Below are 26,836 nucleotides of genomic sequence, written 5' to 3'. Positions count from 1 at the left end.
AAAAATACACCAAAAGATATAACACTACGACACGGAGCGAGCCAACCGACAGAGACTGCGTCTTGATCTGAGCTTCGCCTGGGACAATCGCCCGGCCGCCGCCGGTGACGATCTGACCCTGGCGCTCGACTACGCCAGTGTTTCCACGCGCATCCAGGCCTTTGCCGAGCAGGCGCAGTTTCAACTGGTCGAGACATTCGCCGAGCGTCTGGTCGAAGTGCTGATGAGCGAGTTCAAGATTACTTGGGTTCGCTTGAAGCTGACCAAGCCTGGCGCTGTACCGGCTGCGAAGGGTGGCGTGGGTGTGGAGATCGAGCGCGGATGTCGCTGACTCAGGTCTATCTCGGGCTCGGTAGCAATATCGAGCGCGAAACCCATTTGCGCGCAGGTCTCGATGCATTGGCGAAGTTTCTTGTCGATATCCGCTGTTCGGCGGTGTTCGAGAGCGCGCCTGTGGGCATCAAGAGCGGGCCGTTCATCAACTTTGTGGTCTCGGCCTATACCGATCTGCCGTTGATGGAGCTGGATCGCCGCTTGAAATTCATCGAGGCGGATAACGGCCGTTACGCGCCGGATCGCAGGGGTTTACCGCTGGATATCGACGTGCTGCTGTATGGCGATCTGGTCGGTAACTTTGACGGACTGGTACTGCCGCGTGCTGAAATTCTGAAGAATGCCTTTGTGCTGTGGCCGTTGTCGCTGATCGCACCGGATCGCGTGCATCCGGGTGTGGGAAAAAGCTTCGCGACGTTGTGGGCAGAGGCGCAGATTGATCAGGTGCTGGCACCGGTCGGGTTTGAGTGGCGCGGCGAGCAGCTCACGCCTGAGAACCTTTAAAAGCAAAAGATCGCAGCCTGCGGCAGCTCCAGAAAAAACGCGTATTTTCCATGTAGGAGCTGCCGCAGGCTGCGATCTTTTGATCTTGCTTCAAGCGTTGTCTTTGTAAGCCTTCAAGGCCTTGAGCCGCTCACGCTTCAGCGCTTCGCCCAATTCGGGCCCTTTGAATCCCTTCTCCAGCAACGGTTGCACCGCGACCTCCCGCGCAACCTTCGCCGCCCCGCGCAAATAATCCGCCTGTGGGTAACTTCTCTGTTCCAGCCCTTTGCGGCCCCGGGCATCCATCTCGCACGCGGCAATAAACTCTTCAAACCGCTGTGGCCGGCGATAAACATCGAAACTCTGCAACAGTTCCAGCACCGTCGATGCTTTCAACTCCAGTGCCCGGTGCCCATGGGTGTGATACTTGCCCACCAGCAAGGCTAATTCCTGACAGTCCTTCGGCGCCTTGAAGCGTTCGTTTACGGCTTTGATCAGCTTCAGTCCGGTGTGCTCATGGGCGATATGCCGTGGCCATTCTTCTTCAGGCGTCAGGCCTTTGCCAAGGTCATGCAGCAGGCAGGCCCAGCGTACGGTCAGCGGTTGTTTGTGCAGCGCCGATTGCTCCAGCACGCTGAGGGTGTGCAGGCCGGTGTCGATTTCCGGGTGATGGGCTTCCGGTTGCGGCACACCAAACAGCGCGTCGACTTCCGGCATCAGCACTTTCAATGCGCCGCAGTCGCGCAGTACCTGGATAAATACCTGCGGCTGATCTTCCATCAGCGCCCGGGAGATTTCCTTCCAGCTGCGTTCAGCGGTCAGCGCTTGCAGTTCGCCGGATTCGCTGAGTTGACGCATCAGTTCCAGTGTCTCCGGCGCGACGGTAAATCCTAGCCCGGCATAGCGAGCGGCAAAGCGGGCAACGCGCAGAACACGGAGAGGATCTTCGGCGAACGCCGGGGAAACGTGACGCAGGATACGCTGTTCAAGATCGCGTTGGCCGTGGTACGGATCGGTGAGGTTTTGCTGATCGTCCTCGGCCATGGCATTGATAGTCAGGTCACGGCGGATCAGATCTTCTTCGAGCGTCACTTCCGGGCTCGCGTGAAAGGTGAAACCGCCGTAACCGCGCCCGCTCTTGCGTTCGGTGCGGGCGAGGGCGTACTCCTCTCCGCTTTTCGGATGAAGAAATACCGGGAAATCTGCGCCGACCGGGCGATAGCCTTTGGCGAGCATTTCCTCTGTGGAAGCGCCGACGACGACCCAATCGATATCGGTGACCGGTTTGCCCAGCAAGCGATCACGAACCGCGCCGCCAACCTTGAAAATCTGCATAAAAAAACCTCCGTTAGCCCGACAGGATAACCCTTGCGTCAGACTTTCGGAGGCCAGAACCGTATCAAAGATGGATGACGGCGAGGTCGAGCCGACCGTAATCCCCTTCGCTGTGTTCACTGCGTGGCGGAACGTGATGGGTTTTCATGATCTGGTCGCCTTGCAGGGTTTCCAGATGAATGTCGAAGCCCCACAAGCGATGCAGGTGTTTGAGTACTTCCTCAGTGGAATCACCGAGCGGTTTGCGGTCGTGCTGCTGGTGACGCAGGGTCAGCGAACGGTCACCGCGCCGGTCGATGCTGTAGATCTGCACGTTCGGCTCACGATTGCCCAGGTTGTACTGCGCCGCCAGGGTTTCGCGGATGATCCGGTAACCGGGTTCGTCATGGATTGCCGGCACCAGCAAGTCGTCCTTCTGATCGTCATCCATGATGCTGAACAGCTTCAGGTCCCGGATCACCTTGGGTGACAGGTACTGCAGGATGAAACTCTCATCCTTGAAGCTGCTCATGGCGAACTTGATGGTCGATAGCCAGTCGGTCCCGGCGATTTCCGGGAACCAGTGATAATCCTCCTCGGTAGGTTCTTCGCACATGCGCCGAATGTCGCGGTACATGGCAAAACCCAGCGCGTAGGGATTTATGCCGCTGTAGTAAGGGCTGTCGAAGCCAGGCTGGAACACCACGCTGGTATGTGACGTCAGGAACTCCATCATGAAGCCGTCGGTCACCAGGCCCTCGTCATACAGGTCGTTCATCAGCGTGTAGTGCCAGAACGTCGCCCAGCCTTCGTTCATGACCTGAGTCTGACGCTGTGGATAAAAATACTGGGCGATCTTGCGCACGATCCGTACGATCTCGCGCTGCCAAGGCTCCAGCAGGGGGGCGTGCTTTTCGATGAAGTAGAGGATGTTTTCCTGCGGCTCGGCCGGGAAACGTGCGTTGTCCTTGTCGCTGTATTTGTCCGCGCCTTTGGGAATGGTGCGCCACAGATCGTTGATCTGCTTCTGCAGGTGTTCCTCGCGATCCTTCTGCCGGCGCCGTTCTTCTTCGGCGGAAATCGGGTAGGGGCGTTTATAGCGGTCAACGCCGTAGTTCATCAGCGCATGGCAGGAATCCAGCAAGTCCTCTACCGCGTCGATGCCATGGCGCTCCTCGCACTGCATGATGTACTGCTTGGCGAACACCAGGTAATCGATGATCGAGCTGGCATCGGTCCAGGTGCGGAACAGGTAATTGCCCTTGAAGAAGCTGTTGTGGCCATAGCACGCGTGGGCCACCACCAGCGCTTGCATGCAGATGGTGTTTTCTTCCATCAGATAAGCGATGCACGGATCCGAGTTGATGACGATTTCGTACGCCAGGCCCATCTGCCCGCGACTGTAGGATTTTTCCGTGCTGAGGAAGTGTTTGCCGTAGGACCAATGGTGGTAACCCAGCGGCATGCCCACCGAGGCATAGGCGTCCATCATCTGCTCGGCGGTGATCACTTCGATCTGGTTGGGATAGGTGTCCAGCGCATAGCCGGCCGCGATACGGGCGATTTCGCGGTCGTAGGTCTGGATCAGCTCGAATGTCCATTCGGAGCCGGTGGAAATAGGTTGGCGCTTCTGCTCTTTGGCGGTCATGTCACTAACCTGCGCTGGAAGAGTTCACGGAAGACCGGATAGATATCCCCGGCCGAGACCAGTTGCTGCTGGGCAAAAGTGTCAGAAAAGGCGTCGGCGATGCGTTCGTATTCGTACCACAAGGCCTGATGTTCGCGCGGGGTGATCTCCACGTAAGTGTAGTACTGCACAAACGGCATGATCTGATTGATCAGGATGTCGCGGCAGATCGGCGAGTCGTCGTTCCAGTTGTCACCGTCGGAAGCCTGCGCCGCGTAGATGTTCCATTCATTGCTCGGATAACGCTCGGCCATGATCTCCTGCATCAGTTTCAATGCGCTGGAAACGATGGTGCCGCCGGTTTCTCGCGAATAGAAAAACTCCTCTTCATCGACCTCCCGCGCACTGGTGTGGTGGCGGATGAACACCACGTCGATCTTGTCGTAGTTCCGCTTCAGGAACAGGTACAAAAGGATGAAAAAGCGTTTGGCGATGTCCTTGGTCGCCTGGGTCATGGAGCCGGACACGTCCATCAGGCAAAACATCACGGCTTTCGAGCTGGGGTTCGGTTGCTTGATCAGCAGGTTGTATTTCAGGTCGAAGGTGTCGAGGAACGGTACACGATGAATACGCGCGCTGAGTTTCTCGATTTCTGCCTCGAGTTCCTGAATATCGCCGAAGTTGTCCGGCTCTTCGCGTTTCAGCCGTTCAAGTTCTTCTTTAGCCTCGCGCAGTTTTGCCCGGCTGCTGCCGGACAGGGCGATGCGTCGTGCATGGGCCGAACGCAGAGTGCGGATGATGTTGATGCGCGAAGGATTGCCTTCGTTGCTGATCCCCGCACGCACGGTTTTAAAGGTGTCGGTGCCGCTCAGGTTGCGTTTGACCAGGTTGGGCAGTTCGAGGTCTTCGAACATGAATTCGAGGAATTCTTCCTGGGTGATCTGGAAGACGAACTCGTCCATGCCTTCGCCGGAATTACCGGCCTTGCCCGGGCCGCGTCCGCCGCCACCGCCCGGTGGTCGGGCGATGTGCTCGCCGGCAGTGAACTCCTTGTTGCCGGGATGAACCACGGTCTGCTTGCCGCCGCGGCCGTGGTGAAGCACCGGCTCGTCGATGTCGCGACCGGGGATGCTGATCTGTTCGCCGTGCTCCATATCGGTAATGGAACGGCGGCTGACCGCCTCTTCGACAGCCTTCTTGATGTGGTCACGGTAACGCCGCAGGAAACGCTGGCGGTTCACCGTGCTCTTGTTCTTGCCATTGAGACGTCGGTCGATCACATAACTCATAGGAAGCCCTCCGGGCAGCTTCAAGTTGTGAGCTTCAAGCTGCAAGTAAAAGCAGGTTCCCGGGCATCCGTGGGTTACGCGCTTTGTTCTTGCAGCTCGTAGCTAGAAGCTTGCAGCTGCTTCACTGCGACTTCCGTACCCGTAGGTACCATTCGGAAAGAAGCCGTACCTGTTTGTCGGTGTAGCCGCGTTCGACCATTCGAGTGACGAAGTCGTTGTGCTTTTGCTGATCCTCTTTGCTGGCCTTGGCGTTGAAGCTGATGACTGGCAGCAGATCCTCGGTGTTCGAGAACATTTTCTTCTCGATGACCACCCGCAGTTTTTCGTAGCTGAGCCAGGTCGGGTTCTTGCCGTTGTTGTTGGCCCGTGCGCGCAGTACGAAGTTGACGATTTCGTTGCGGAAATCCTTCGGATTGCTGATGCCGGCCGGTTTTTCGATTTTCTCCAGTTCTTCGTTCAGGGCGACGCGATTGAGGATCTCGCCGGTTTCCGGATCGCGGTATTCCTGATCCTGGATCCAGAAGTCTGCGTACAGCACGTAACGGTCGAAGATGTTCTGGCCGTACTCGCTGTAAGACTCGAGATAAGCGGTCTGGATCTCTTTGCCGATGAATTCGATATAACGCGGCGCCAGGTATTCCTTCAGGTAGCGCAGATAACGCTCGCGGGTCTCGGCCTGGAACTGTTCCTGTTCGATCTGCTGTTCCAGCACATAGAGCAGGTGCACCGGGTTGGCGGCGATTTCATGCGGATCGAAGTTGAAGACCTTGGACAGGATCTTGAACGCGAAGCGCGTCGACAGACCGTTCATGCCCTCGTCGACACCCGCCGAATCGCGGTATTCCTGAATCGACTTGGCTTTCGGATCGGTGTCCTTGAGGTTTTCACCGTCGTAGACGCGCATCTTCGAATAGATGTTGGAGTTTTCCGGCTCCTTGAGGCGCGAAAGCACGGTGAACTGCGCAAGCATCTTCAAGGTATCTGGTGCGCAATGCGCCTTGGCCAGCGAACTGTTGAACAGCAGCTTGTCGTAGATCTTCACTTCGTCGCTGACGCGTAGGCAATACGGCACTTTGACGATGTAGATTCGGTCGATGAACGCTTCGTTGTTCTTGTTGTTACGGAAGGTGTGCCACTCCGATTCGTTGGAGTGGGCAAGCAGGATCCCGGTGAACGGAATCGCGCCAAGCCCTTCGGTACTGTTGTAGTTGCCTTCCTGGGTCGCGGTCAGCAACGGGTGCAGCACCTTGATCGGTGCCTTGAACATTTCGACGAACTCCATCAGGCCCTGGTTGGCCCGGCACAGCGCGCCGGAATAGCTGTAGGCGTCGGCGTCGTTCTGTGGGTATTCCTCGAGTTTACGGATGTCGACCTTACCGACGAGCGCCGAGATGTCCTGGTTGTTCTCGTCGCCCGGTTCGGTCTTGGCCACGGCGATCTGATTGAGGATCGAAGGGTACAGTTTGACCACGCGGAACTGGCTGATGTCGCCGCCGAATTCGGCCAGGCGCTTGGTCGCCCAAGGCGACATGATGGTGTTCAGGTAGCGCCGCGGGATGCCAAAGTCTTCTTCGAGGATCGCGCCATCTTCGGTGGCGTTGAACAGGCCCAAAGGCGATTCGAATACCGGCGAACCCTTGATCGCGTAGAAGGGCACTTTTTCGATCAGCTGTTTCAGCTTCTCGGCCAGCGACGATTTACCGCCGCCGACGGGGCCGAGCAGATAGAGGATCTGTTTCTTCTCTTCCAGGCCTTGGGCGGCGTGGCGGAAATACGAGACGATCTGGTCGATGCATTCTTCCATCCCGTGGAAGTCTTCGAAGGCCGGATAGCGACGGATCACCTTGTTGGAGAAGATGCGTGACAGCCTCGAGTTGGTCGAGGTGTCGAGCAGTTCCGGTTCGCCGATGGCCAGCAATAGACGCTCGGCGGCGGAAACGTAGGCGCTACGGTCTTTCTTGCACAGCTCCAGGTACTCTTGCAGCGAGAGTTCTTCCTGGCGTGTGGACTCGAAGCGTTGTTGGAAGTGGCTAAAGATACTCATGACGTCACCTCGCTCGATACGTGGAGCCGACGCCGGATCACTCAGTCGATGCTGGCAAACAACCGCTACGGCAGCTGTTTGTTTACCCCCCAGAACACTTTCACGATCGACAATCGCGAAAGTCACTCCCGATGACCCGTGCGCCGGTGTACCGGCTCTCCCCTGTTTTGGATGGCCTGGGCTTAAGGATAGTTGGGAATTCGGGAGGTAAAGGCGAGATACGTAATTATGTGTGGCAAGACCGTTCGTCTGCCCGCGCAGGCCCACGGGAGCCGGGGCCTGCGCGTTGCAAAAAAATTATTCGGCGGTGCCTTGGGCGGTTTCCGCAGGATAAGTCGTACGCCACAGCTCAAAGCCGCCGTCCATGCTGTAGACGTCGGAGAAGCCTTGGCTGATCAGGTAAGCCGCAGCACCCTGACTGGAATTGCCGTGGTAGCAGACAACCACGGTCGGTGCATCAAGGTCGGCGTCTTGGATGAAAGCATGCAGGGAATGATTGTCCAGATGCTTCGAGCCGCTGATGTGCAGGGCGGCAAAAGTTGCCGGGTCGCGTACGTCGACGACGACAGCACCTTGTTCACGCAGGGTCTGGGCCTGTTCCGGGGGGATTCGTTTGAATTCGCTCATGGCGGGTTCCTGTTGCTCGGCTGAAAGCGCAGTCTAACGCGGTGCGCTGACTGGCGAAGTTTCGGGGATAAGTGGTGCGACAGTCTGGGCGAGGCCGCCGTGTTCGTCGCATTTGCATGACAGGCGTTCGCCGCTGTCGACGTTCATCAGGGTCAGGCTGCCGCCCCAGACGCAACCGGTGTCCAGCGCCGAGATACCCGGCTCATGGATGTTGCCTTCGAGTGCTGCCCAGTGACCGAAGATAATCCGCAAGCCGCGGGTTTTGCGCTCCTTGTGCTGGAACCAAGGTTTGAATCCGGGAGGGGCGGTGTCGAGGCCTTCTTTGCTCTTGAGGTCGAGTTTGCCTTCGGCGGTGCAAAAGCGCATGCGCGTGAAATAGTTGGTGATGACGCGCAAACGGGTCACGCCTTTGAGATCGTTGTCCCATTTCGCCGGATCGTTGCCGTACATGCCGTCGAGGTAGGCAGGGAACAGATTGTCGTCACGCAGGGCGGCTTCGACTTCGGCGGCGCACTTCAGCGCGCGGCTCAGCGACCATTGCGGTGGAATGCCGGCATGCACCATGGCGACATCGCGTGTTTCGTCGTAATGCATCAGCTTTTGCTGGCGTACCCATTCCAGCAATTCGGCGCTGTCCGGCGCCTCGAGAATCTCGCGCAGGGTGTCGGACTTCTTCAGGCGCTCGATGTTTTTCGCCGCTGCCAGCAAATGCAGATCGTGATTACCCAGTACGCAGACCAGCGATTCGCGCATGCGGTACAGAAAACGCAGGGTTTCCAGCGATTGCGGGCCACGGTTGACCAGATCGCCGACCAGCCACAGGCGATCGAGCTTGGCGTCAAACGCCACTTGCTTGAGCAGGCATTTGAGCGGTTCGAGGCAGCCTTGCAGGTCGCCGACGGCATACGTTGCCATCAGTGCAGAGCTCCGGGTACGGCGAGACGGAACGGCTTGATGATGGCGTCGAAATGTTTGCCGTCGGTGGCGACCATTTCGTAAGAGCCCTGCATGGTGCCGACCTTGGTGGTCATCACCGTGCCGCTGCTGTAGGTATGGCTCTGGCCTGCGTCGATCAGCGGTTGCTGGCCGACGACACCGGCGCCGCGCACTTCTTCGACATGCCCGTCGCCATCGGTGATCACCCAATGTCGCGACATCAGGCGCGCAGGCTGCTCGCCATTGTTCTGCACGGTGATGGTGTAGGCGAAGGCGAAGCGGTCGTGCTCGGGTTGCGATTGGTCTGCCAGATAGCGGGTAACGACACTGACATCGACCTGGTAACGGGAATCGGACATGCAAAAGGCCTTAAACGAAGCGGAACGCGGGGCGTAGCTGATGGGGAATCAGTCTAGGCAAGTATCGGGCAGTAAACCAGAGTGGCGTCCTGCCCGATAGCGTTCATCGCTTGTCAGTCGGCGGCGGGGGAGGCCGGGACTTGTATGGCGAGCTGGTCGGCCAGGCGTACGAACGCGGCCAGGTCCAGTTGCTCTGGACGCAGGCTGCCATCGACACCGGCGGCTTCGATCTCGGCATTGCTGAGCAATTGCTTGAGCGTGTTGCGCAGGGTCTTGCGGCGCTGGTTGAAGGCTTCGCGGACGACGCGCTCCAGCAGCTTGTGATCCTTGGCCGGGTGCGGCAGCACTGCGTGCGGCACCAGGCGGACGATGGCCGAGTCGACTTTCGGCGGCGGGTTGAACGCGCCCGGACCGACGTTGAACAGGTGCTCTACGCGGCAGTGGTATTGAACCATGATCGACAGGCGACCCCAGTCACCGCCGCCAGGGCCTGCGGCCAGACGCTCGACCACTTCCTTCTGCAACATGAAATGCATGTCGCGAATGATGCCGGCGTTATTCAACAGGTGAAAAATCAGCGGCGTCGAGATGTTGTACGGCAGGTTACCGACCACTCGCAGGCTGTTCGGCGCGGCATTGAGCGAGTTGAAGTCAAACTTCAGCGCGTCGCCCTGGTGCAGGTTGAAATTGCTCTTGCCGGCAAACTGCTGGTTGAGGATCGGGATCAGATCCTTGTCCAGTTCCACCACATCGAGTTGCGCGCCCGAGGACAACAGGCCGGCGGTCAGCGCGCCCTGGCCCGGGCCGATTTCCAGCAGGCGGTCTTCGGCTTTGGCATGGATGGAGCGCAGGATGCGGTCGATGACGCCAGCATCGTGCAGGAAGTTCTGGCCAAAGCGTTTGCGCGCCTTGTGTTGATATAGCTCGGTCATAAACGGGTCTCGGCCATCTGGTAGGCGGTTTCCAGGGCGACTTGCAGGCTGCCGGTGTCGATCTTGCCGCTGCCGGCCAGATCCAGGGCGGTGCCGTGGTCGACCGAGGTGCGGATGATCGGCAGGCCCAGTGTCACGTTGACGGCAGCGCCGAAGCCTTTGTACTTGAGCACAGGCAAACCCTGGTCGTGGTACATCGCCAGCACTGCGTCGCAGTGCTCCAGATATTTGGGGGTAAACAGAGTGTCGGCAGGCAGCGGGCCACGAAGGTCCATGCCCTCGCCGCGCAGGCGCTCTAATGTGGGTTCGATGATGTCGATTTCTTCATGGCCCAGGTGGCCGCCTTCACCGGCGTGCGGGTTGAGTCCGCAAACCAGAATGCGTGGCCGGGCGATGCCGAATTTGTTTTGCAGGTCGCTGTGCAGGATCCGCGTGACCCGCTCCAGTCGCTGCGGCGTGATCGCATCGGCGATCTCGCGCAGGGGCAGGTGAGTGGTGACGAGTGCCACACGCAAGCCGCGTGTCGCCAGCATCATCACGACCTGGGCGGTATGGGTCAGGTCTGCGAGAAATTCAGTGTGTCCGGAGAATGCGATGCCCGACTCGTTGATCACGCCTTTGTGCACCGGCGCAGTGATCATCCCGGCGAAGTCGCCGTTGAGGCAGCCGTTGCCGGCACGGGTCAGGGTTTCAAGGACGAAAGCAGCGTTAGCCTTGTCCAGTTGCCCGGCGACCACGGGTGCGCTGAGCGGTGTATCCCAGACATACAGGCTATTGGCGGGCGCCGGGGCGTCCGGCCAGTGATTCGGGCCGACATCCAGCAAGTTGACGACCAGCCCCAGCTGCGCGGCCCGCTCATTGAGCAGGTCGCGGCTGGTGATGGCAATCAGGGGATGTGGCTGGGCTTGCGAGGCGAGCAGCAGGCACAGGTCGGGACCGATGCCGGCTGGTTCGCCGGGTGTCAGCGCGAAACGCTTGGGTTTCACTGCGCTGCCTGGTCTGCACCAGGGAGTTTGATCTCTACGTACGCTTCGTCACGGATCTGACGCAGCCAGGTTTGCAGCTCTTCGTCGTATTTGCGGTTACGCAGTACGGTCATGGCTTGCTGCTCGCGGGCCTGTTCGGTGCTGTCGGTGGCACGACGGCCAAGGACTTCCAGAACGTGCCAGCCGTATTGGGTCTGGAATGGCTTGGACAGCTGACCTTGTGGAGTCTTGGCCATCACTTCGCGGAATTCCGGTACCAGTGCGTTCGGATCGATCCAGTTCAGATCGCCGCCGTTGAGGGCCGAACCCGGGTCTTCGGAGTAGCTCTTCGCCAGTTCGGCGAAATCTTCACCTGCCAGGATGCGGTCATACAACGACTGAACCAGCGCCTTGGTCTTGGCTTCGTCGCGGATCGGGCTTGGCTTGACCAGAATGTGGCGCACATGCACTTCGTCGCGCATCTGCGCTTCGCCGCCACGCTTGGCCAGCAGCTTCAGGATGATGAAACCACCCGGAGTGCGTGCAGGCTGCGTGATGTCGCCGACAGCCATGCTGCTCAGCTCGCGGTCGAACGGCGGTGGCAGTTGCGCGGCTTTACGCCAGCCCATGTCGCCGCCTTCCAAAGCGTTGTCGCTACCGGATTTGGCAACGGCCAGTTGACCGAAGTCAGCGCCTTGCTTGAGTTGCTGGTAAACGTCCATGGCCTGACGGGCAGCGCTCTGAATGGCTTCAGAGTTGGCGCTTTCCGGTGTCGGGATCAGGATGTTGGCCAGGTGCAGTTCTTCGGACAGTTGCATCTTTCCCAGGTCGGAAGCGAGGAAGTTTTTCACTTCCTGCTCGGACACCTGAATGCGCTCTGCCACACGACGCTGACGAACACGGCTGATGACCATTTCACGCTTGATCTGGTCACGAGCGTCGTCATAAGACAGACCATCGTGAGCCAGGGCCGCGCGGAATTGATCCACGGTCATGTTGTTGCGCTGGGCAATCGTACCGACAGCCTGGTTCAGTTCTTCATCGGTGATGCGGATGCCGGAGCGTTCGCCGATCTGCAATTGCAGGTTTTCGACGATCAGGCGCTCAAGCACCTGCTGATCCAGTACGCCTGGAGGTGGCGAGCCACCCCCACGCTTGGCGATGGTCTGTTGAACTTCGTGAACACGCTGGTCCAGTTGGCTCTGCATGACCACGTCGTTGTCGACGATCGCTACCACTTTATCGATGGACTGTACGGCGGCGTTGGCCGCCGTACCCAGGAACAACGCGCCCAGCATCAGCGGGCGCAGACAATCAGAAAGCTTGGTCTTCACGTTGACGATAACCTTGGATGCCTTTGTCGAGGAAGCTCTCTACCTTGGCGCCGGTGAGGCCGCCGAGTCCCTTCAGAACAATTTGGAGGAAGACGCCGTGGTCGCCTTTTTCGTTTTCCGGGGCGTTCTGACTGAATTCGTCATAGCTGACCCAGTAACGGTTGATCAGGCGCAGTTTCCAGCAGCAGTTGTCATATTCGAAACCACCGAAGGCTTCCAGCGTACGGTTGCGGTTGTAGTCGTACTGCCAGCGGCTGATCGCGCTCCACTGCGGAACGATCGGCCAGATGACCGAGAAATCATGCTGCTGGATCTTGTAGTAGTCCTTCACGTAGCCAGGTTGCCCCGGAGTGCCGTAGTCACCACCACCCACCGACCATTTACCGGTGTTCTGGTCATAACGAACCTGGTCGTTGCGATAGCGATAGCCGAGGTTGACCACCTTGTTCGGGTTGTCTTCCGGCTGGTAGTGGAACATCGCGCTGCCGGAACGTGGGCTGCGGCTGTCCGGATCCCAGTTGTAGTCGGCCGTGGTCCGCCAATCGCGGTTCCAGCGATATTCGTATTCCAGTGCGTAAGGCGAGACATTGGCCTGAGCATCGTCGCGGGTTTTCGCATCGATACCCGGCAGCTGTACTTCACGATCCTTGAAGTACAACGCCTGGCCGACGCTGATGCGTTGACGTTCGAAACCGTCGTCTTCGATCCAGCGGCTGGTTACGCCCAGCGACAGTTTGTTCTCGTCACCGACACGGTCGGAGCCGGAGAAGCGGTTGTCGCGGAACAGCGAGGCGTAGTTGAAGGTGTATTCGCTGGTGTCGAATACTGGAATGTCTTCTTGATCAACCTCGGGTACATAGAGGTAGAACAGGCGCGGTTCCAGGGTTTGACGGTAGTTCTTGCCAAAGAACGAGGTGTTGCGGTCGAAGTACAGGCCGCTGTCGATACTGGCAATCGGTACGCCACGGTTCTGGTTGCTGTCGAACCGGCCGTAGAGTTTCTGTTGTTCGGCAGGCATTGCCGCAATCTGCGACTTGCCGGTGCCGTCCAGATCAAGCTGGTACTGCGTGTACTGGTACTTGAGCGATGGCTTGAGGAAGCCATAAGTCCAGTTCATCGGCAGGCTGACGCCCGGCTTCAGGTTCAGACGATCGCCGTTGGCGCGTGCCAACCCGGTAACGTTGTTGTCGAGGCGCGGCTCGACAGTGCCGTCTTCGTTAGTGAAGTTGCCGTTTTCCAGGTCGCGGTCAAAGCGGACCAGTTCGGTCTCGTAATCGAAATTCAGACCTTCCGGATGATACGGCAGCTGACCAGTGAAGGTGATCTGCGGCAGGCGGTCATACGGCGTGATGTTCGATACGGTGGCCAACTGATACGCCTGAGCGTTCAGACGGGCGGTGTAGCTGTCGCCGCGATAGGTGACCGAACCCTGCTGGTTCACGTAGTCGGCGTTCTTCACACCGATCTGATCGGTTTGCAGATCCTGGAAGTAGTACGGATCGCTGATCTTGGTGTAGTCAACCTGGGTGAGCACGCGGGAGTCGAGACCGCCCTTGTGCTGCCAGTTGTACATGTAGCGATTCTTTTCGTAGTCGGTCTGCTTGCTGCGATCGGTATCTTCGTCGTTCAGATACGCCGCGCCGAACTGACCTTCGGTGGACTTGGTCAGGTAACGGAACTCGCCTTCCACCAACATGCCGCGCTTGCTCATGTAACGCGGGTACAACGTGGCATCGTAGTTCGGCGCCAGGTTGAAGTAGTACGGAGTCACCAGCATGAAGCCGGTATCGCTGCCGGTACCGATGGTCGGCGGCAGGAAGCCCGACTGGCGACGGTCGTCGATCGGGAAGTAGATGTACGGCGTGTACAGGATCGGGATGTCTTTGACGCGCAGCGTCACGTTGGTCGCGGTACCGAAACCGGTCGCCGGGTTCAAGGTGATGTTGTTGCCCTTGAGCTGCCACGCGTTGCTGTTCGGTTCGCACGTGGTGTACGTGCCGTCCTTCAAGCGGATGATCGCGTTTTCGGCACGCTTGGCGTACAGCGCATTACCGCGGATGCGCGATTTGTGCATCACGTATTCGGCGTTGTCGACCTTGGCTTCACCGGTGTCGAGCTGCACATCGGCGTGGTCGCCGACGATCAGCGCGCCGTTGTCACGGATGCGCACGTCGCCATTGAGTTCGGCGCGGCTCTCGGCCTGGTACAGGCTCGCCTCGTCGGACTCGACCTGCATGCTGCCCTGACGCAAGACAACATCACCGGCCAGCGTACCGACTTGATCATCGGTGTTATAGCGCGAGGCTTTTGCGCCGATAAAGGTCGGAGCGTCGCTTTTGTTCGTCTTGTCATTCATGCCAGGACGAGTCGGCTCGATGTAGGCACCCGAGCAATAAGGACCGGTCTCGGCCAGTTGGGCGGCGGTGAGTTTCTCGCGCGGAACCCAGTCGAGGTGACTGAAGTCTTCGCTACGGGATTTCAGGCCACGGCCCTTGGCTTCGGTGACCAGTGCCGTTTTAGGGCCTGTGTCGGCAACCGAACCGTTCTCGCTCGCCGCTTCGCCGGTGGCACTGACGGCACTGCCGTCATGCACTGGACGTGGCGGCAAAGCTGCAGCGGTTGATTTGGGCGCACAGGCCCAACCACCCGAAGCCGAGACGGAGCAGTCATACTGCTCGGCGGCGACAACGAATTGACTGGCCAGAGGTTGCATAGCCAGCAGACTGCCGGTTACCAACAACGGAAATTTTTTACGAAACGCGGGGGATTTCAATGCCATCTTATTAGTCCGGGCTTCCTGCGTGCCATCTGCCCGCGGTGTGGGCCGCACGCCTCTCGATGGTCTGAAAAAGATGCTGGATAATAAAGCATGACCCGCTTGACGGCTAGCGCCGTCGGAGACCCTTGCAATGCCTGATCAAGATGTACGCTTGCAACACCTGAAAGTTTGGCTCGATGAGCAGTTGGCAATCCTTTTTACAGATCAGGGTTGGGGCGCCGTGCCCCCGGCCACGTTGACTGCGGCCAGTAGCGACGCGAGTTTCCGCCGTTACTTCCGCTGGGAAGGTGCCGGTCGCAGCTTCGTCGTGATGGACGCGCCGCCACCGCAGGAAAACTGCAAACCGTTCGTGGATATCGCTTTTTTGCTGGCGAAATCCGGAATAAACGTGCCGAAAATTTATGCCGAAGACCTCGATCGTGGATTTCTTTTGCTCAATGACCTGGGCAACAAGACCTATCTCGACGTGATCGATGGCGAAAACGCCGAGAAATTGTTCAGCGATGCCCTGCAAGCGCTGCTGGCTTTTCAGCAGTTGCCGATGGTTGCACCGTTGCCGAGTTACGACGTGGCGTTGCTGCGCCGTGAGCTGGAACTGTTCCCGGAGTGGTACGTGAAGCGTGAACTCGGTATCGAGTTCGATGCGACCCAGCAGCAACAATGGCAGCGCATCAGCGATCTTTTGATCGACAGCGCCCTGGCGCAGCCCAAAGTGCTGGTTCACCGCGACTACATGCCGCGCAACCTGATGATCAGCGAACCGAACCCTGGCGTGCTGGATTTTCAGGACGCGGTCTATGGCCCGGTGACGTACGACGTGACCTGCCTGTTCAAGGACGCTTTCCTGAGCTGGCCTGAAGAGCGCGTGCGCGGCTGGCTGGAAAGCTACTGGCAACAGGCTTCGGCGCTGAATATTCCAGTCCAGCCGGACTTCGAAGATTTCCTGCGCGCCAGCGACCTGATGGGCGTCCAGCGCCATCTGAAAGTCATCGGCATCTTCGCCCGCATCTGCCATCGCGACGGCAAGCCGCGTTATCTGGCCGACGTGCCGCGCTTCTTCTCTTATATAGAAGCAGTGATCGCCCGTCGCCCGGAACTGGCGGAGCTGCAAGCGCTGTTCACCAGCCTGCGAGGCGGAGCGACGGCATGAAGGCAATGATTCTGGCGGCAGGCAAAGGCGAGCGCATGCGCCCGCTGACCCTGACCACACCGAAACCGCTGGTGCGTGCCGGCGGTGTTCCCCTGATCGAATATCACCTGCGCGCGCTGGCAGCGGCAGGTTTCAGCGACATCGTCATCAACCATGCCTGGCTCGGTCAGCAGATCGAGGATTACCTCGGTGACGGTGCGCAGTTTGGCGTGAGCATCGAGTACTCGCCGGAAGGCGAGCCGCTGGAAACCGGCGGCGGGATCTTCCGCGCGCTGCCATTGCTCGGCGACGACGCGTTCCTGGTGGTCAATGGCGATATCTGGACCGATTACGACTTCAGCGTGCTGCATCAGCCGATCAACGGGCTGGCGCATCTGGTCCTGGCCGACAATCCGCCGCATCACCCGGCGGGCGATTTCGTGCTCGTCGACGGCAAAGTGCGCGATGGCCAGGCGGATCTGCCGACCCTGACCTACAGCGGCATCGCCGTGCTGCATCCGCAATTGTTCGACGGCTGCGCGGACGGCGCCTTCAAACTGGCGCCGCTGTTGCGCACAGCCATGGCCGCCGGACAGATCACTGGCGAGCGTCTGAAAGGTCATTGGGTGGATGTCGGTACGCATGAGCGTCTGGCGGAAGCTGAACACCTGATAGAAGCGAGTCGCTGATATGTTGTGGCCAGGGACTCTGATTGGAGCCGGAGCAGGTTTTGCTATCGCGAGCATTCCGGGGGCCATGCTTGGTGCATTGCTGGGGCAGGCGCTGGATCGGCGCCTGCACCTGCAGAGCTGGGGGCATTTGCGTGAAAAGCTTGGCGGTCGACCAATGCTGCGCAACGACGAATTGCTTTTTGTGTTGCTCGGGCGGCTGGCCAAGAGTGACGGGCGGGTTACTGACGGCCATATCCATCAGGCGCGCAACGAGATGCGCGCGCTGGAGATGGGAGAGCCTGCGCAGCGGCGGGCCATCGCCGCGTTCAATCGCGGCAAGTCCGGCAGCGATAGTCTGCGCGGTTACCTGCGCCGTCTGAGTACGCAGCCGCATGCCGCCGAGGGAGTGTTGCGTGCGTGTTGGCGAATGGTCTGGGCTGACGGTCGCGCAGGCGTGAGTGAGCGGGAATTACTCGCGCAGTGGGGCAAATGGCTGGGCTGGACGACGCATCAGGTGCAGGCGCTGGCCAGTGATTACGAACCCGGCAAACGGCCGATCGTCAGTGCGGCGGTGAGTTATCAGGAGGCGATGAAACTGCTTGGCGTGTCAGCGACCAGTGAGCCGGCGCAGATCAAACGCGCTTATCGGCGTTTGCTCAGTCGTCATCATCCGGACAAGATTGCCGGCAGCGGGGCGACGCCGGCGCAGGTGCGTGACGCGACCGAACGTACTCGGGAGCTGCACAACGCCTACACGTTGATTCGTGAACGGCGGGATTTTCGTTAGTTGTTGGAAGATCAAAAGATCGCGGCCTGCGGCAGCTCCTACATTGGTTTCCTGTAGGAGCTGCCGAAGGCTGCGATCTTTTTGCTTTTATCAATCGGTGTTCTGCGGACTCAGCCAGCCGCGCACCCGGCGGAACAACTGTTCCTGTTCGGCCTTGTTATCCGGCAACGCCTTCAACGCCACCTGGCTGAACGCTGACGTCTTCAAGCGTTTGCTCGCCTGCATACGTTCCAGCGCCGCGTTGCGATCCAGCGTTTTGTCCATGTAGAAAATGTCTGCGGTCGGCAACTTCAGTGTCGGTGTCAGCTCCGCCAGTTGCGGCTTGGCCTTGGCCGGCATCTGCGCGTCGACCATGACGAACTTCTCCACCTGCGCGGTTTGCTTCTCGCTCAGATAACGCGCCGCCCAATAGGCGCCCGTGCCATGGCCGAGCACGACAATGCGTCGCGCACTCTGCTGTTCGGCATAGCCAATCGCGGCATCGATGCGTGCGAAGATGCGTTCGGCGTCGGCCTTGGCTTGTTCTTCGGTGGTTTCGGCAACGACCTGATCGGCGACTTCCGCTTCCCCACCCGCTGCCTGTTCGATCGGTTGTGCGGTGGTCGAATCCTTGCTGCCGGTTTCTGCTGCTTTCGGTGCGGCGGCGGGCTCGATTACACGCGGTGCGATGGCATCGCTTTGCAGATCGGGCAGGGTGATACTCAGGCTGCTCCACTCGACATCCGGCAGTTTGCGCCGCAACGGACCGATTGCCTGCGGCCAGTCAGCCGTCTCGCCGGCGCCGGGGATGATAATCACCGCTCCTTTGGGTTCGGCGGTGTTGGCCGGTTTCCACAGGGCCAGAAAGGTGTCGCTGCCAGCCTGCAATTGCTGTTGTTCCTGCGCCGGCACCTTACGTTCAAGTGCGGCGGCCTCTTCCTGACTACGCTCAAGCAGTGGCTGGCGTTCGGCCGGTTTTTCTTCGGCAGGTTTTTCTGCCGTGGCGGCGGGCGCCGGGTCGGCGGCTTCAACGGAAAACGCACAAGGCAGGATCAGCGACAGGCACAATGCTGGCATTGCCAGGCGATAAACAGAGGGCATCGGTTATTCCAGGCCAGAAAGTATCCCGGCAGCCTAATGGGTTGGTCAGAATTTGTCAGTGTATGAGACTTCAATGAAGCGATTTTGCTGCCTGTGGGTTATCGGCTGTTTGTGGTTTCCCTTGATGGGCTGGGCGGCGCCTGCGCCACCGGCACACCTCGCGCAATTGTCATCGGGTCAGCAGCAATGGCTGGCGCAGCATGCTGAATTGCGCGTCGGCCTGGTGCTGCAAGCGCCCTATGCGCAATATGACCGACGCTCGCAACGCCTGTCCGGGGCCAACGTTGAGGTGATGAAGTTATTGGCCAAAGCGCTCAATGTCGAACTGAGCTGGCGCAATTTTCAAGACCTCGCGCAACTGGAAGCGGCCCTGAGCGCGGGTGAAATCGATATCGCCCCCGGCCTGACACAGACACCGAGCGCGTTGCGCCTGTGGCAGTTTTCCGATCCGTACATGCGCGTGCCGCAGTTGATCGTCAGCGATCAAAAGGCCAGCGGCGCCATCGATCTGGAAAAGCTCGACAGCCAGACCCGTGTTGCCGTGCGCATGCCGAGTACGACGGCAGACTATCTGCGCGGCAACTATCCACATCTGAACTTGCAAGGCGTGCCGCTGGACCGTCAGGCGTTGCAGTTGCTGTTGAGTCAGCAGGCGTCTTATGCGGTGATCGATGAAGCGCAGCTCGGGCGTTTATCGGTAGAGCCCGAGTTCGCCGAATTGCTGGTGGTCGGCGATATCGGTTTGCCGCAATTGCTGCGCATCGCAACGCGCCGCGACTGGCCCGAGCTTGCCGGCATCGTGCAGAGCGCCTTGCGCGCGATTCCGGGGAAAGACCTGGAGCGCCTGCACAATCAATGGCTGCAACCGAAATATCCGCGACTGTCCGAGTCGCCGGGGTTTTGGCAGAACCTCAGTCTGTTGTTCGCGGTGATGCTGCTCAGTTGCGTGGCGATCGTGTTCTGGCAGCGGCGTCAGCAGCACAGTCTCGAACAGCGTCTGCTCGCCGCCCGCGAAGACATCGCCCTGCGCGCGGCAAGTGAGGAAGCCCTGCGGCTGACGCAGTTTTCCATCGATCAAAGTACCGTCGGCATTCTCTGGGTCAATTGGGACAGCCACGTGCGTTACGCCAATCGCGCGGCAGAAATCATGCTCGGTTATCCCTCGGGCGGGCTGATCGAGCGACCTTTGATCGACTTCGAGCCGGGCCTGCACATGGATCGCTGGCTCAATCTGTGGAAGCGCGCGCGGGCCAGCGAAGAAGGGCCGCTGAGTTTCGAAACCAATTGCGTGCGCGCCGATGGCAGTGTCTTGCCGGCGGATGTGTCGCTGAGTTTTCTGCGCTTTCGCGACAGCGAGTATCTGGTGGTTTATCTCAACGACGTCACTGAGCGTCGCCGTGCATTGGCCGCGTTGCAGGAAAGTGAGGCGCGCCTGCAAGGCATCGCCGCCAACGTGCCGGGGCTGGTGTTTCGTCTGGAGCGGGCGCCGGTGACCGGGCAGATCGACTTTGCCTATATCAGCGAGGGCAGTGAAAGCCTGGTCGGCTACGCGCCGGCCGTGATTGCCCACCGTGACATGGGCCTGCGCAGTCTGGTGCACCCGGACGACAAGGCCAGTTATCACCGCACCCAGGATCAGGCGCTGGACACCGACAGCGACTGGTCGTGGCAGGGCCGGATCGTCACGCGTCAGGGTGAACAACGCTGGGCCGAGATCAAGGCGATCACCCGCCAGCTGGAGGATGGCGCTTACGTGTGGGACGGCATCGTCTGGGACATCACCGAGAGCAAGCGCATCGAGCTGGAACTGGCCGATTCTCGCGAACAACTGCGCGAACTGTCGGCGCACCTTGAGAGCGTGCGCGAAGAGGAAAAGGCGCGGATCGCCCGCGAAGTGCACGATGAACTGGGGCAGATGCTCACCGTGCTGAAACTGGAGACGTCGATGTGCGAATTGGCCTATGCGCAACTCGACCCAGGCCTGAATGAGCGGCTGAACAGCATGAAGCGCCTGATCGCCCAGTTGTTTCAGTTGGTGCGGGATGTGGCGACGGCGTTGCGTCCGCCGATTCTCGATGCCGGGATTGCTTCGGCGATCGAGTGGCAGGCGCGACGGTTCGAGTCGCGTACGCAGATTCCGTGTCTGGTGCAGGTGCCGGACAACCTGCCGCCGCTCAGCGATGCCAAGGCGATCGGGCTGTTCCGGATATTGCAGGAAGCGCTGACCAACGTGATGCGTCATGCTCAGGCGCATACTGTTGAGCTGACACTGGAGCTTGCGGGCGACGAATTGTGCCTGACGGTTGCCGATGATGGCGTAGGATTTGTCGCCGCGACGGGGCGGCCGACTTCGTTCGGGCTGGTCGGCATGCGTGAGCGGGTGTTGATCATGGGCGGGCGGTTGGTGCTGGAGAGTGAGCCGGGGGAGGGCACTAGTCTGGTGGTGCGCGTGCCGGTGAGTGAGGCCTGAAAGTCTGTGGTGTTTGAGCTGACGCTATCGCGAGCAGGCTCACTCCTACAGGGATTAGTGTTTGCTTGAAGTCTGGAGAAAAAATTTGATCCGTGTACTGGTAGCCGAAGACCACACCATCGTCCGTGAGGGCATCAAGCAATTGATCGGTCTGGCCAAGGATCTGCAGGTGGTGGGCGAGGCGAGCAACGGCGAGCAACTGCTGGAGACGCTTCGCCATGTTCCGTGCGAAGTGGTGCTGCTCGATATCTCCATGCCCGGCGTCAACGGCCTCGAAGCGATCCCGCGTATTCGCGCACTGAACAATCCGCCGGCGATTCTGGTGCTGTCGATGCACGATGAAGCGCAGATGGCCGCCCGCGCGCTGAAGGTCGGTGCGGCCGGGTATGCGACCAAGGACAGCGATCCGGCGCTGTTGCTCACGGCGATCCGCAAGGTCGCGGCGGGTGGGCGTTATATCGACCCGGATCTGGCGGATCGTATGGTTTTTGAAGTCGGCCTGACCGATGCTCGGCCATTGCACTCACTGCTTTCCGAGCGCGAATTCTCGGTGTTCGAGCGCCTGGCCCAAGGCGCCAACGTCAACGACATCGCCCAGCAACTGGCGCTGAGCAGCAAAACCATCAGCACCCACAAGGCGCGGCTGATGCAGAAGCTCAACATCACCTCCCTCGCTGAACTCGTCAAATACGCGATGGAACACAAACTCCTCTAAACCAATTCCCCTGTAGGAGCTGCCGCAGGCTGCGATCTTTTGATCCTGCTGTTTATAAAGTCAAAAGATCGCAGCCTGCGGCAGCTCCTACAGTAGACACGAGTCGTCTGTCCGTCCGCGTTCATGGCCGATGTTGTGTGGGCGTATCTGTTAGCGACAAGCGCTTCTGCCCTTGCTTGCGGCTTGCGGCTTGAAACTTGCCGCTGGCTTGCCAATCCGCGCCATCCTTGTAGGGCAATCCCTACCCCCAACCTTCCATCCGGCTGAGGCGATTCTCTCCTGCGCCCCGATTTGCGTGCCTGTCAGCAACCACTAGGCTTAATCCACAAGCAGTCATCAACAACAAAGGTGTGGGTATGAGCCAGGTCGATTCAAACGCAGGGGCCAGTGATGTGCTGGTCAGCTTTCGTGGAGTGCAGAAGAGCTACGACGGCGAGAACCTGATCGTCAAAGACCTTAACCTGGACATTCGCAAAGGCGAATTTCTCACCCTGCTCGGGCCGTCCGGTTCCGGCAAAACCACCAGCCTGATGATGCTCGCCGGTTTCGAAACGCCGACTGCCGGTGAAATCCTGCTGGCCGGGCGTTCGATCAACAACGTGCCGCCGCACAAGCGTGACATCGGCATGGTGTTCCAGAATTACGCGCTGTTCCCGCACATGACCGTGGCTGAAAACCTCGCCTTCCCGCTGACCGTGCGCGGTCTGAACAAAAGCGACGTCAGCGACCGCGTGAAGAAAGTCCTCAGCATGGTTCAGCTCGACGCGTTCGCCTCGCGCTATCCGGCGCAGTTGTCCGGTGGCCAGCAGCAACGGGTGGCACTGGCCCGCGCGCTGGTGTTCGAGCCGCAACTGGTGCTGATGGATGAACCCCTCGGCGCCCTCGACAAACAACTGCGTGAACACATGCAGATGGAAATCAAACACCTGCACCAGCGCCTCGGCGTGACCGTGGTCTACGTGACACACGACCAAGGTGAAGCGCTGACCATGTCCGACCGCGTCGCGGTTTTCCATCAAGGCGAAATTCAGCAGATCGCCCCGCCGCGCACACTTTACGAAGAACCGAAAAACACCTTCGTCGCCAACTTCATCGGCGAGAACAACCGCCTCAACGGTCGCTTGCTCAGCCAGACCGGCGAGCGTTGCGTGGTCGAATTGGGTCGTGGCGAAAAGGTCGAGGCACTGGCGGTCAACGTCGGCCAGACCGGCGAGCCGGTGACCCTGTCGATTCGTCCGGAGCGCGTCAGTCTCAACGGTTCCAGCGATCAATGCGTTAACCGCTTCTCAGGGAGGGTGGCGGAATTCATCTATCTGGGCGACCACGTCCGGGTGCGCCTGGAAGTCTGCGGCAAGACCGACTTCTTCGTGAAACAACCGATTGCCGAGCTCGATCCCGCGCTCGCTGTCGGTGACGTGGTACCGCTTGGCTGGCAGGTCGAGCACGTTCGCGCGCTTGATCCACTTTTAGAGGCGCATTAATCGCCCCGGCAATACCAACACCAACCCTGCACGTGGAGAGAACAATAAATGTTGAGATCCCTGAAGTTCACCGCCCTGACCCTGGGCCTGATGGGTGCGGCAAGCGCGATGGCCGCAGGCCCCGATTTGACCGTGGTGTCGTTTGGCGGGGCGAACAAGGCGGCGCAAGTCAAAGCCTTCTATGCACCGTGGGAAGCGGCGGGCAACGGCAAGATCGTCGCCGGCGAATACAACGGCGAAATGGCCAAGGTCAAAGCCATGGTCGACACCAAGAGCGTGTCGTGGGATCTGGTCGAAGTTGAATCGCCAGAGCTGTCCCGTGGTTGCGACGAAGACATGTTCGAGCAACTCGACCCGGCGCTGTTCGGCAAATCCGAAGACTACGTCAAAGGCGCGATTCAGCCGTGCGGCGTGGGCTTCTTCGTTTGGTCGACCGTGCTGGCCTACAACGCCGACAAGCTGAAAACCGCGCCAACCAGTTGGGCTGATTTCTGGGACACCAAGAAATTCCCGGGCAAGCGTGGCCTGCGCAAAGGCGCCAAGTACACCCTTGAGTTCGCTTTGATGGCGGATGGCGTGGCGCCGAAAGACGTCTACAAAGTGCTGGCCGGCAAGGACGGTCAGGATCGCGCGTTCAAGAAACTCGATGAGCTGAAACCGAGCATCCAGTGGTGGGAAGCTGGCGCGCAGCCGCCGCAATACCTCGCTTCCGGTGACGTGGTGATGAGCTCGGCTTATAACGGCCGCATCGCTGCCGTGCAAAAAGAATCCAACCTGAAAGTGGTGTGGAACGGCGGCATCTACGACTTCGATGCCTGGGCGATTCCGAAAGGTCTCGACGCCAAGCGTGCCGAAGCGGCGAAGAAATTCATCGCCTACTCGGTACAGCCGCAGCAGCAGAAGACCTACTCGGAAAACATCGCCTACGGCCCGGCCAATACCCAGGCTGTGCCGCTGCTGGCCAAGGATGTCCTGAAAGACATGCCGACCACCCCGGAAAACATCGCCAACCAGGTGCAGATCGACGTCAGCTTCTGGGCTGACAACGGCGAGCAACTGGAGCAGCGCTTCAACTCCTGGGCCGCGAAATAACCCGAGCATACGGGCCGACGGCTTTCCGGATGATCATTCCCACGCTCTGCGTGGGAATGCCGCCCGGGACGCTCCGCGTCCCCGTGTGACGCAGAGCGTCACTGGATTCATTCCCACGCAGAGCGTGGGAACGATCAGTAGCAAAAGTTCGAGGTGGTATTCGCCACCTCTGTAACGATCAAAGATTTGCGGAGTACGTCATGGCCATCGCCGTTCCCCTGAACGAGGGCAACAGCCCCACCTTGAAGCAGAAGCTCAAACGCGCCGAGCGGGTCAACCGCTGGAAAGCTCAAGCGCTGATCGCGCCGTTGGTGCTGTTTCTGCTGCTGGTGTTTCTGGTGCCGATCGTGGCGCTGCTCTACAAAAGCGTCGGCAACCCCGAAGTGGTCGGCGGCATGCCGCGCACCGTGGCGGCCATCGCCAGTTGGGACGGTCGCGGCCTGCCCGCTGAACCGGTCTACAAAGCCGCCGGCGAAGACCTCGCTGAAGCGCGTAAAAACCAGACGCTGGGCGATCTGTCCAAGCGCTTGAACATGGAGTTGGCCGGCTATCGCAGCCTGCTGACCAAAACCGCCCGGGCGCTGCCCTTCGCCAGCGAACCGGCCTCTTATAAAGAAGCCCTGGAAGGTCTCGACGAACGTTGGGGCGACCCGGCCTACTGGCAAGCGGTCAAACGCAACACCAGCAGCATCACCCCGTATTACCTGCTGGCAGCGGTCGATCACCGTATCGACGACCTCGGCGAAGTCGCCTCGGCCACTCCGGATCAGGCGATCTACCTCGACATCTTCGCCCGCACGTTCTGGATGGGCCTGATCATCACCGTGATCTGCCTGCTACTCGCTTATCCACTGGCGTACCTGCTGGCGAACCTGCCCTCGCGCCAGAGCAATCTGCTGATGATTCTGGTGCTGTTGCCGTTCTGGACCTCGATTCTGGTGCGCGTCGCCGCGTGGATCGTGCTCCTGCAATCGGGCGGTCTGATCAACAGTGGCCTGATGGCCATGGGCATCATCGATAAACCGCTGGAACTGGTGTTCAACCGCACCGGTGTGTACATCTCGATGGTGCACATCCTGCTGCCGTTCATGATCCTGCCGATCTACAGCGTGATGAAAGGCATCTCGCCAACCTACATGCGCGCGGCAATTTCCCTTGGCTGCCATCCGTTCGCCAGTTTCTGGCGGGTGTACTTCCCGCAGACCTATGCCGGCGTCGGCGCCGGGTGCCTGTTGGTGTTCATTCTCGCCATCGGCTACTACATCACCCCGGCACTGCTCGGCAGCCCGAACGATCAAATGGTCAGCTACTTCGTTGCCTTCTACACCAACACCAGCATCAACTGGGGCATGGCCACCGCACTGGGCGGGCTGTTGCTGCTGGCGACCGTGGTGCTTTATCTGATTTACAGCTGGCTGGTCGGCGCCAGTCGCCTGCGCCTGAGCTAAGGGGAATTCGAGATGCTGAGTCCTTATATGTCACCCATCGAACGGGTGTGGTTCTACGGCTTGCGGATCCTCTGCGGCTTGATCCTGCTGTTTCTGATTCTGCCGGTGCTGGTGATTATCCCGCTGTCGTTCAACTCGGGCAGTTTCCTCGTATACCCGCTACAAGGTTTTTCGCTGCACTGGTACCAGGACTTTTTTGCCTCGGCGGAATGGATGCGTGCACTGAAGAACAGCATCATCGTTGCCCCGGCGGCGACGGTGCTGGCGATGGTCTTCGGTACGCTGGCGGCGATTGGTCTGACGCGCGGTGACTTTCCCGGTAAAGCGCTGGTGATGGCACTGGTCATTTCGCCAATGGTGGTGCCGGTGGTGATCATCGGTGTGGCGAGTTATCTGTTCTTCGCCCCGTTGGGCTTGGGCAACAGCTTCTTCTCGTTGATTGTGGTGCACGCGGTGTTGGGTGTGCCGTTTGTGATCATCACGGTGTCGGCAACGTTGCAGGGCTTTAACCACAACCTGGTGCGGGCTGCCGCGAGTCTCGGTGCTTCACCGCTGACGGCGTTCCGTCGGGTGACCTTGCCGCTGATTGCGCCGGGGGTGATTTCCGGGGCGCTGTTCGCGTTTGCGACTTCGTTTGATGAAGTGGTGGTGACGCTGTTTCTCGCAGGTCCCGAGCAGGCGACCTTGCCCCGGCAGATGTTCAGCGGGATTCGCGAAAACCTCAGTCCGACGATTGCCGCTGCTGCGACATTACTGATTGCCTTCTCCGTGATCCTGCTGCTGACCCTGGAATGGCTGCGTGGCCGCAGCGAAAAACTGCGCACCGCTCAGATTTAAGGTCCAGATCAAGAGCTTACCCCCTCACCCCAGCCCTCTCCCCCATGGGGGCGAGGGGGAAAGGGAGCAGATCTTTATGGTTTTCAAAACCTGAGTTCGACTCG

General features: G+C 59.6%; 22 protein-coding genes and 1 pseudogene. 11 read left to right on the top strand and 12 right to left on the bottom strand.

All coding sequences use genetic code 11. From position 1 onward, the window contains the following. Nucleotides 1-25: 25 nt before the first annotated feature. Nucleotides 26-331, top strand: a pseudogene (locus ACIPZE_RS25285) (dihydroneopterin aldolase); the annotation flags it as partial. Next, complete coding sequence (folK, locus tag ACIPZE_RS25280) at nt 322-837, top strand: 2-amino-4-hydroxy-6-hydroxymethyldihydropteridine diphosphokinase (protein ID WP_400776038.1); 516 nt, start codon at nt 322-324, stop codon at nt 835-837. The pseudogene ACIPZE_RS25285 and the gene folK, both read left to right, overlap by 10 nt. Nucleotides 838-927: 90 nt before the next feature. Here folK and ACIPZE_RS25275 read toward each other — a convergent pair whose 3' ends face one another. The 11 genes from ACIPZE_RS25275 to ACIPZE_RS25225 form a co-directional block, all read right to left on the bottom strand. Then, nucleotides 928-2,151 carry a multifunctional CCA addition/repair protein gene (locus tag ACIPZE_RS25275; RefSeq protein WP_400776035.1) on the bottom strand — a complete coding sequence of 408 codons (1,224 nt, stop codon included), beginning with the start codon at nt 2,149-2,151 and terminating at the stop codon, nt 928-930. A gap of 64 nt (nt 2,152-2,215) precedes the next feature. Next, nucleotides 2,216-3,778, bottom strand: coding sequence for a SpoVR family protein (locus ACIPZE_RS25270; RefSeq protein ID WP_129395764.1), 1,563 nt, complete (start codon nt 3,776-3,778; stop codon nt 2,216-2,218). Next, complete coding sequence (locus ACIPZE_RS25265; protein WP_008085192.1) at nt 3,775-5,046, bottom strand: YeaH/YhbH family protein; 1,272 nt, start codon at nt 5,044-5,046, stop codon at nt 3,775-3,777. The genes ACIPZE_RS25270 and ACIPZE_RS25265 overlap by 4 nt, the downstream gene beginning before the upstream one ends. 121 nt (nt 5,047-5,167) lie before the next feature. Continuing rightward, nucleotides 5,168-7,090 carry a PrkA family serine protein kinase gene (locus tag ACIPZE_RS25260; RefSeq protein WP_007910115.1) on the bottom strand — a complete coding sequence of 641 codons (1,923 nt, stop codon included), beginning with the start codon at nt 7,088-7,090 and terminating at the stop codon, nt 5,168-5,170. Between the two features lie 297 nt (nt 7,091-7,387). Next, nucleotides 7,388-7,717 (bottom strand): thiosulfate sulfurtransferase GlpE, encoded by a 330-nt coding sequence (gene glpE / locus ACIPZE_RS25255; RefSeq protein WP_400776031.1) that lies wholly within the window; start codon nt 7,715-7,717, stop codon nt 7,388-7,390. Nucleotides 7,718-7,750: 33 nt separating this feature from the next. Continuing rightward, a complete protein-coding gene (locus tag ACIPZE_RS25250) occupies nt 7,751-8,632 on the bottom strand; it encodes a symmetrical bis(5'-nucleosyl)-tetraphosphatase (protein ID WP_400776029.1) in 882 nt (293 codons plus the stop codon). After that, nucleotides 8,632-9,012: a Co2+/Mg2+ efflux protein ApaG gene (apaG, locus tag ACIPZE_RS25245; RefSeq protein ID WP_283438576.1), complete on the bottom strand. Its 381-nt coding sequence runs from the start codon at nt 9,010-9,012 to the stop codon at nt 8,632-8,634. Before apaG ends, ACIPZE_RS25250 begins: the two co-directional genes overlap by 1 nt. A 113-nt stretch (nt 9,013-9,125) precedes the next feature. After that, nucleotides 9,126-9,944 carry a 16S rRNA (adenine(1518)-N(6)/adenine(1519)-N(6))-dimethyltransferase RsmA gene (gene rsmA, locus ACIPZE_RS25240; RefSeq protein ID WP_283438577.1) on the bottom strand — a complete coding sequence of 273 codons (819 nt, stop codon included), beginning with the start codon at nt 9,942-9,944 and terminating at the stop codon, nt 9,126-9,128. Next, nucleotides 9,941-10,930: a 4-hydroxythreonine-4-phosphate dehydrogenase PdxA gene (gene pdxA / locus ACIPZE_RS25235; protein ID WP_400776025.1), complete on the bottom strand. Its 990-nt coding sequence runs from the start codon at nt 10,928-10,930 to the stop codon at nt 9,941-9,943. The genes rsmA and pdxA overlap by 4 nt, the downstream gene beginning before the upstream one ends. Then, nucleotides 10,927-12,243 (bottom strand): peptidylprolyl isomerase SurA, encoded by a 1,317-nt coding sequence (surA, locus tag ACIPZE_RS25230; protein WP_283438579.1) that lies wholly within the window; start codon nt 12,241-12,243, stop codon nt 10,927-10,929. The genes pdxA and surA overlap by 4 nt, the downstream gene beginning before the upstream one ends. Next, on the bottom strand, nt 12,224-15,022 hold the full coding sequence (locus ACIPZE_RS25225) for an LPS-assembly protein LptD (protein WP_283438580.1): 2,799 nt from the start codon (nt 15,020-15,022) through the stop codon (nt 12,224-12,226). Before ACIPZE_RS25225 ends, surA begins: the two co-directional genes overlap by 20 nt. 130 nt (nt 15,023-15,152) lie before the next feature. Between ACIPZE_RS25225 and ACIPZE_RS25220 the strand changes: the two genes are divergently transcribed. Genes ACIPZE_RS25220 through ACIPZE_RS25210 form a run of 3 tightly spaced genes read left to right on the top strand, consistent with a single transcriptional unit; the run spans nt 15,153 to nt 17,609 of the window. Beyond that, on the top strand, nt 15,153-16,172 hold the full coding sequence (locus ACIPZE_RS25220) for an aminoglycoside phosphotransferase family protein (protein ID WP_400776021.1): 1,020 nt from the start codon (nt 15,153-15,155) through the stop codon (nt 16,170-16,172). Next, complete coding sequence (murU, locus tag ACIPZE_RS25215; RefSeq protein ID WP_283438582.1) at nt 16,169-16,840, top strand: N-acetylmuramate alpha-1-phosphate uridylyltransferase MurU; 672 nt, start codon at nt 16,169-16,171, stop codon at nt 16,838-16,840. The genes ACIPZE_RS25220 and murU overlap by 4 nt, the downstream gene beginning before the upstream one ends. A 1-nt stretch (nt 16,841) precedes the next feature. Beyond that, nucleotides 16,842-17,609: a TerB family tellurite resistance protein gene (locus ACIPZE_RS25210; RefSeq protein WP_283438583.1), complete on the top strand. Its 768-nt coding sequence runs from the start codon at nt 16,842-16,844 to the stop codon at nt 17,607-17,609. Nucleotides 17,610-17,699: 90 nt separating this feature from the next. Here ACIPZE_RS25210 and ACIPZE_RS25205 read toward each other — a convergent pair whose 3' ends face one another. Further along, entirely contained in the window at nt 17,700-18,689 is a 990-nt protein-coding gene (locus ACIPZE_RS25205) for an alpha/beta hydrolase family protein (protein ID WP_283438584.1), read from the bottom strand. 73 nt (nt 18,690-18,762) lie between these two features. Here ACIPZE_RS25205 and ACIPZE_RS25200 point away from each other — a divergent pair, with 73 nt between their 5' ends. The 6 genes from ACIPZE_RS25200 (at nt 18,763) to ACIPZE_RS25175 (ending at nt 26,732) form a co-directional block, all read left to right on the top strand. Then, nucleotides 18,763-21,159 (top strand): PAS domain S-box protein, encoded by a 2,397-nt coding sequence (locus ACIPZE_RS25200; RefSeq protein ID WP_283438585.1) that lies wholly within the window; start codon nt 18,763-18,765, stop codon nt 21,157-21,159. 85 nt (nt 21,160-21,244) lie between these two features. After that, on the top strand, nt 21,245-21,874 hold the full coding sequence (locus ACIPZE_RS25195) for a response regulator transcription factor (RefSeq protein WP_008085218.1): 630 nt from the start codon (nt 21,245-21,247) through the stop codon (nt 21,872-21,874). 356 nt (nt 21,875-22,230) lie between these two features. Continuing rightward, nucleotides 22,231-23,355 carry an ABC transporter ATP-binding protein gene (locus ACIPZE_RS25190; RefSeq protein ID WP_283438586.1) on the top strand — a complete coding sequence of 375 codons (1,125 nt, stop codon included), beginning with the start codon at nt 22,231-22,233 and terminating at the stop codon, nt 23,353-23,355. Between the two features lie 48 nt (nt 23,356-23,403). Next, nucleotides 23,404-24,447, top strand: a complete 1,044-nt coding sequence (locus tag ACIPZE_RS25185; protein WP_283438587.1) for a polyamine ABC transporter substrate-binding protein — start codon at nt 23,404-23,406, stop codon at nt 24,445-24,447. Between the two features lie 200 nt (nt 24,448-24,647). Then, nucleotides 24,648-25,895: an ABC transporter permease gene (locus tag ACIPZE_RS25180; protein ID WP_283438588.1), complete on the top strand. Its 1,248-nt coding sequence runs from the start codon at nt 24,648-24,650 to the stop codon at nt 25,893-25,895. A 12-nt stretch (nt 25,896-25,907) separates the two neighbouring features. Further along, entirely contained in the window at nt 25,908-26,732 is an 825-nt protein-coding gene (locus tag ACIPZE_RS25175; RefSeq protein WP_283438589.1) for an ABC transporter permease, read from the top strand. Nucleotides 26,733-26,836: the final 104 nt, after the last annotated feature.

This window comes from Pseudomonas sp. NPDC089741 (assembly GCF_044748825.1).
GTDB classification, from domain to species: Bacteria; Pseudomonadota; Gammaproteobacteria; order Pseudomonadales; family Pseudomonadaceae; genus Aquipseudomonas; species Aquipseudomonas helmanticensis.
This window is presented reverse-complemented; position numbering and strand designations above follow the sequence as displayed.

Coding starts and splice junctions, on each gene's coding strand:
- folK (WP_400776038.1), top strand. CDS start 322: ATGTCGCTGACTCAGGTCTATCTCGGGCTCGGTAGCAATATCGAGCGC.
- ACIPZE_RS25275 (WP_400776035.1), bottom strand. CDS start 2,151: ATGCAGATTTTCAAGGTTGGCGGCGCGGTTCGTGATCGCTTGCTGGGC.
- ACIPZE_RS25270 (WP_129395764.1), bottom strand. CDS start 3,778: ATGACCGCCAAAGAGCAGAAGCGCCAACCTATTTCCACCGGCTCCGAA.
- ACIPZE_RS25265 (WP_008085192.1), bottom strand. CDS start 5,046: ATGAGTTATGTGATCGACCGACGTCTCAATGGCAAGAACAAGAGCACG.
- ACIPZE_RS25260 (WP_007910115.1), bottom strand. CDS start 7,090: ATGAGTATCTTTAGCCACTTCCAACAACGCTTCGAGTCCACACGCCAG.
- glpE (WP_400776031.1), bottom strand. CDS start 7,717: ATGAGCGAATTCAAACGAATCCCCCCGGAACAGGCCCAGACCCTGCGT.
- ACIPZE_RS25250 (WP_400776029.1), bottom strand. CDS start 8,632: ATGGCAACGTATGCCGTCGGCGACCTGCAAGGCTGCCTCGAACCGCTC.
- apaG (WP_283438576.1), bottom strand. CDS start 9,012: ATGTCCGATTCCCGTTACCAGGTCGATGTCAGTGTCGTTACCCGCTAT.
- rsmA (WP_283438577.1), bottom strand. CDS start 9,944: ATGACCGAGCTATATCAACACAAGGCGCGCAAACGCTTTGGCCAGAAC.
- ACIPZE_RS25225 (WP_283438580.1), bottom strand. CDS start 15,022: ATGGCATTGAAATCCCCCGCGTTTCGTAAAAAATTTCCGTTGTTGGTA.
- ACIPZE_RS25220 (WP_400776021.1), top strand. CDS start 15,153: ATGCCTGATCAAGATGTACGCTTGCAACACCTGAAAGTTTGGCTCGAT.
- murU (WP_283438582.1), top strand. CDS start 16,169: ATGAAGGCAATGATTCTGGCGGCAGGCAAAGGCGAGCGCATGCGCCCG.
- ACIPZE_RS25210 (WP_283438583.1), top strand. CDS start 16,842: ATGTTGTGGCCAGGGACTCTGATTGGAGCCGGAGCAGGTTTTGCTATC.
- ACIPZE_RS25205 (WP_283438584.1), bottom strand. CDS start 18,689: ATGCCCTCTGTTTATCGCCTGGCAATGCCAGCATTGTGCCTGTCGCTG.
- ACIPZE_RS25200 (WP_283438585.1), top strand. CDS start 18,763: ATGAAGCGATTTTGCTGCCTGTGGGTTATCGGCTGTTTGTGGTTTCCC.
- ACIPZE_RS25190 (WP_283438586.1), top strand. CDS start 22,231: ATGAGCCAGGTCGATTCAAACGCAGGGGCCAGTGATGTGCTGGTCAGC.
- ACIPZE_RS25185 (WP_283438587.1), top strand. CDS start 23,404: ATGTTGAGATCCCTGAAGTTCACCGCCCTGACCCTGGGCCTGATGGGT.
- ACIPZE_RS25180 (WP_283438588.1), top strand. CDS start 24,648: ATGGCCATCGCCGTTCCCCTGAACGAGGGCAACAGCCCCACCTTGAAG.
- ACIPZE_RS25175 (WP_283438589.1), top strand. CDS start 25,908: ATGCTGAGTCCTTATATGTCACCCATCGAACGGGTGTGGTTCTACGGC.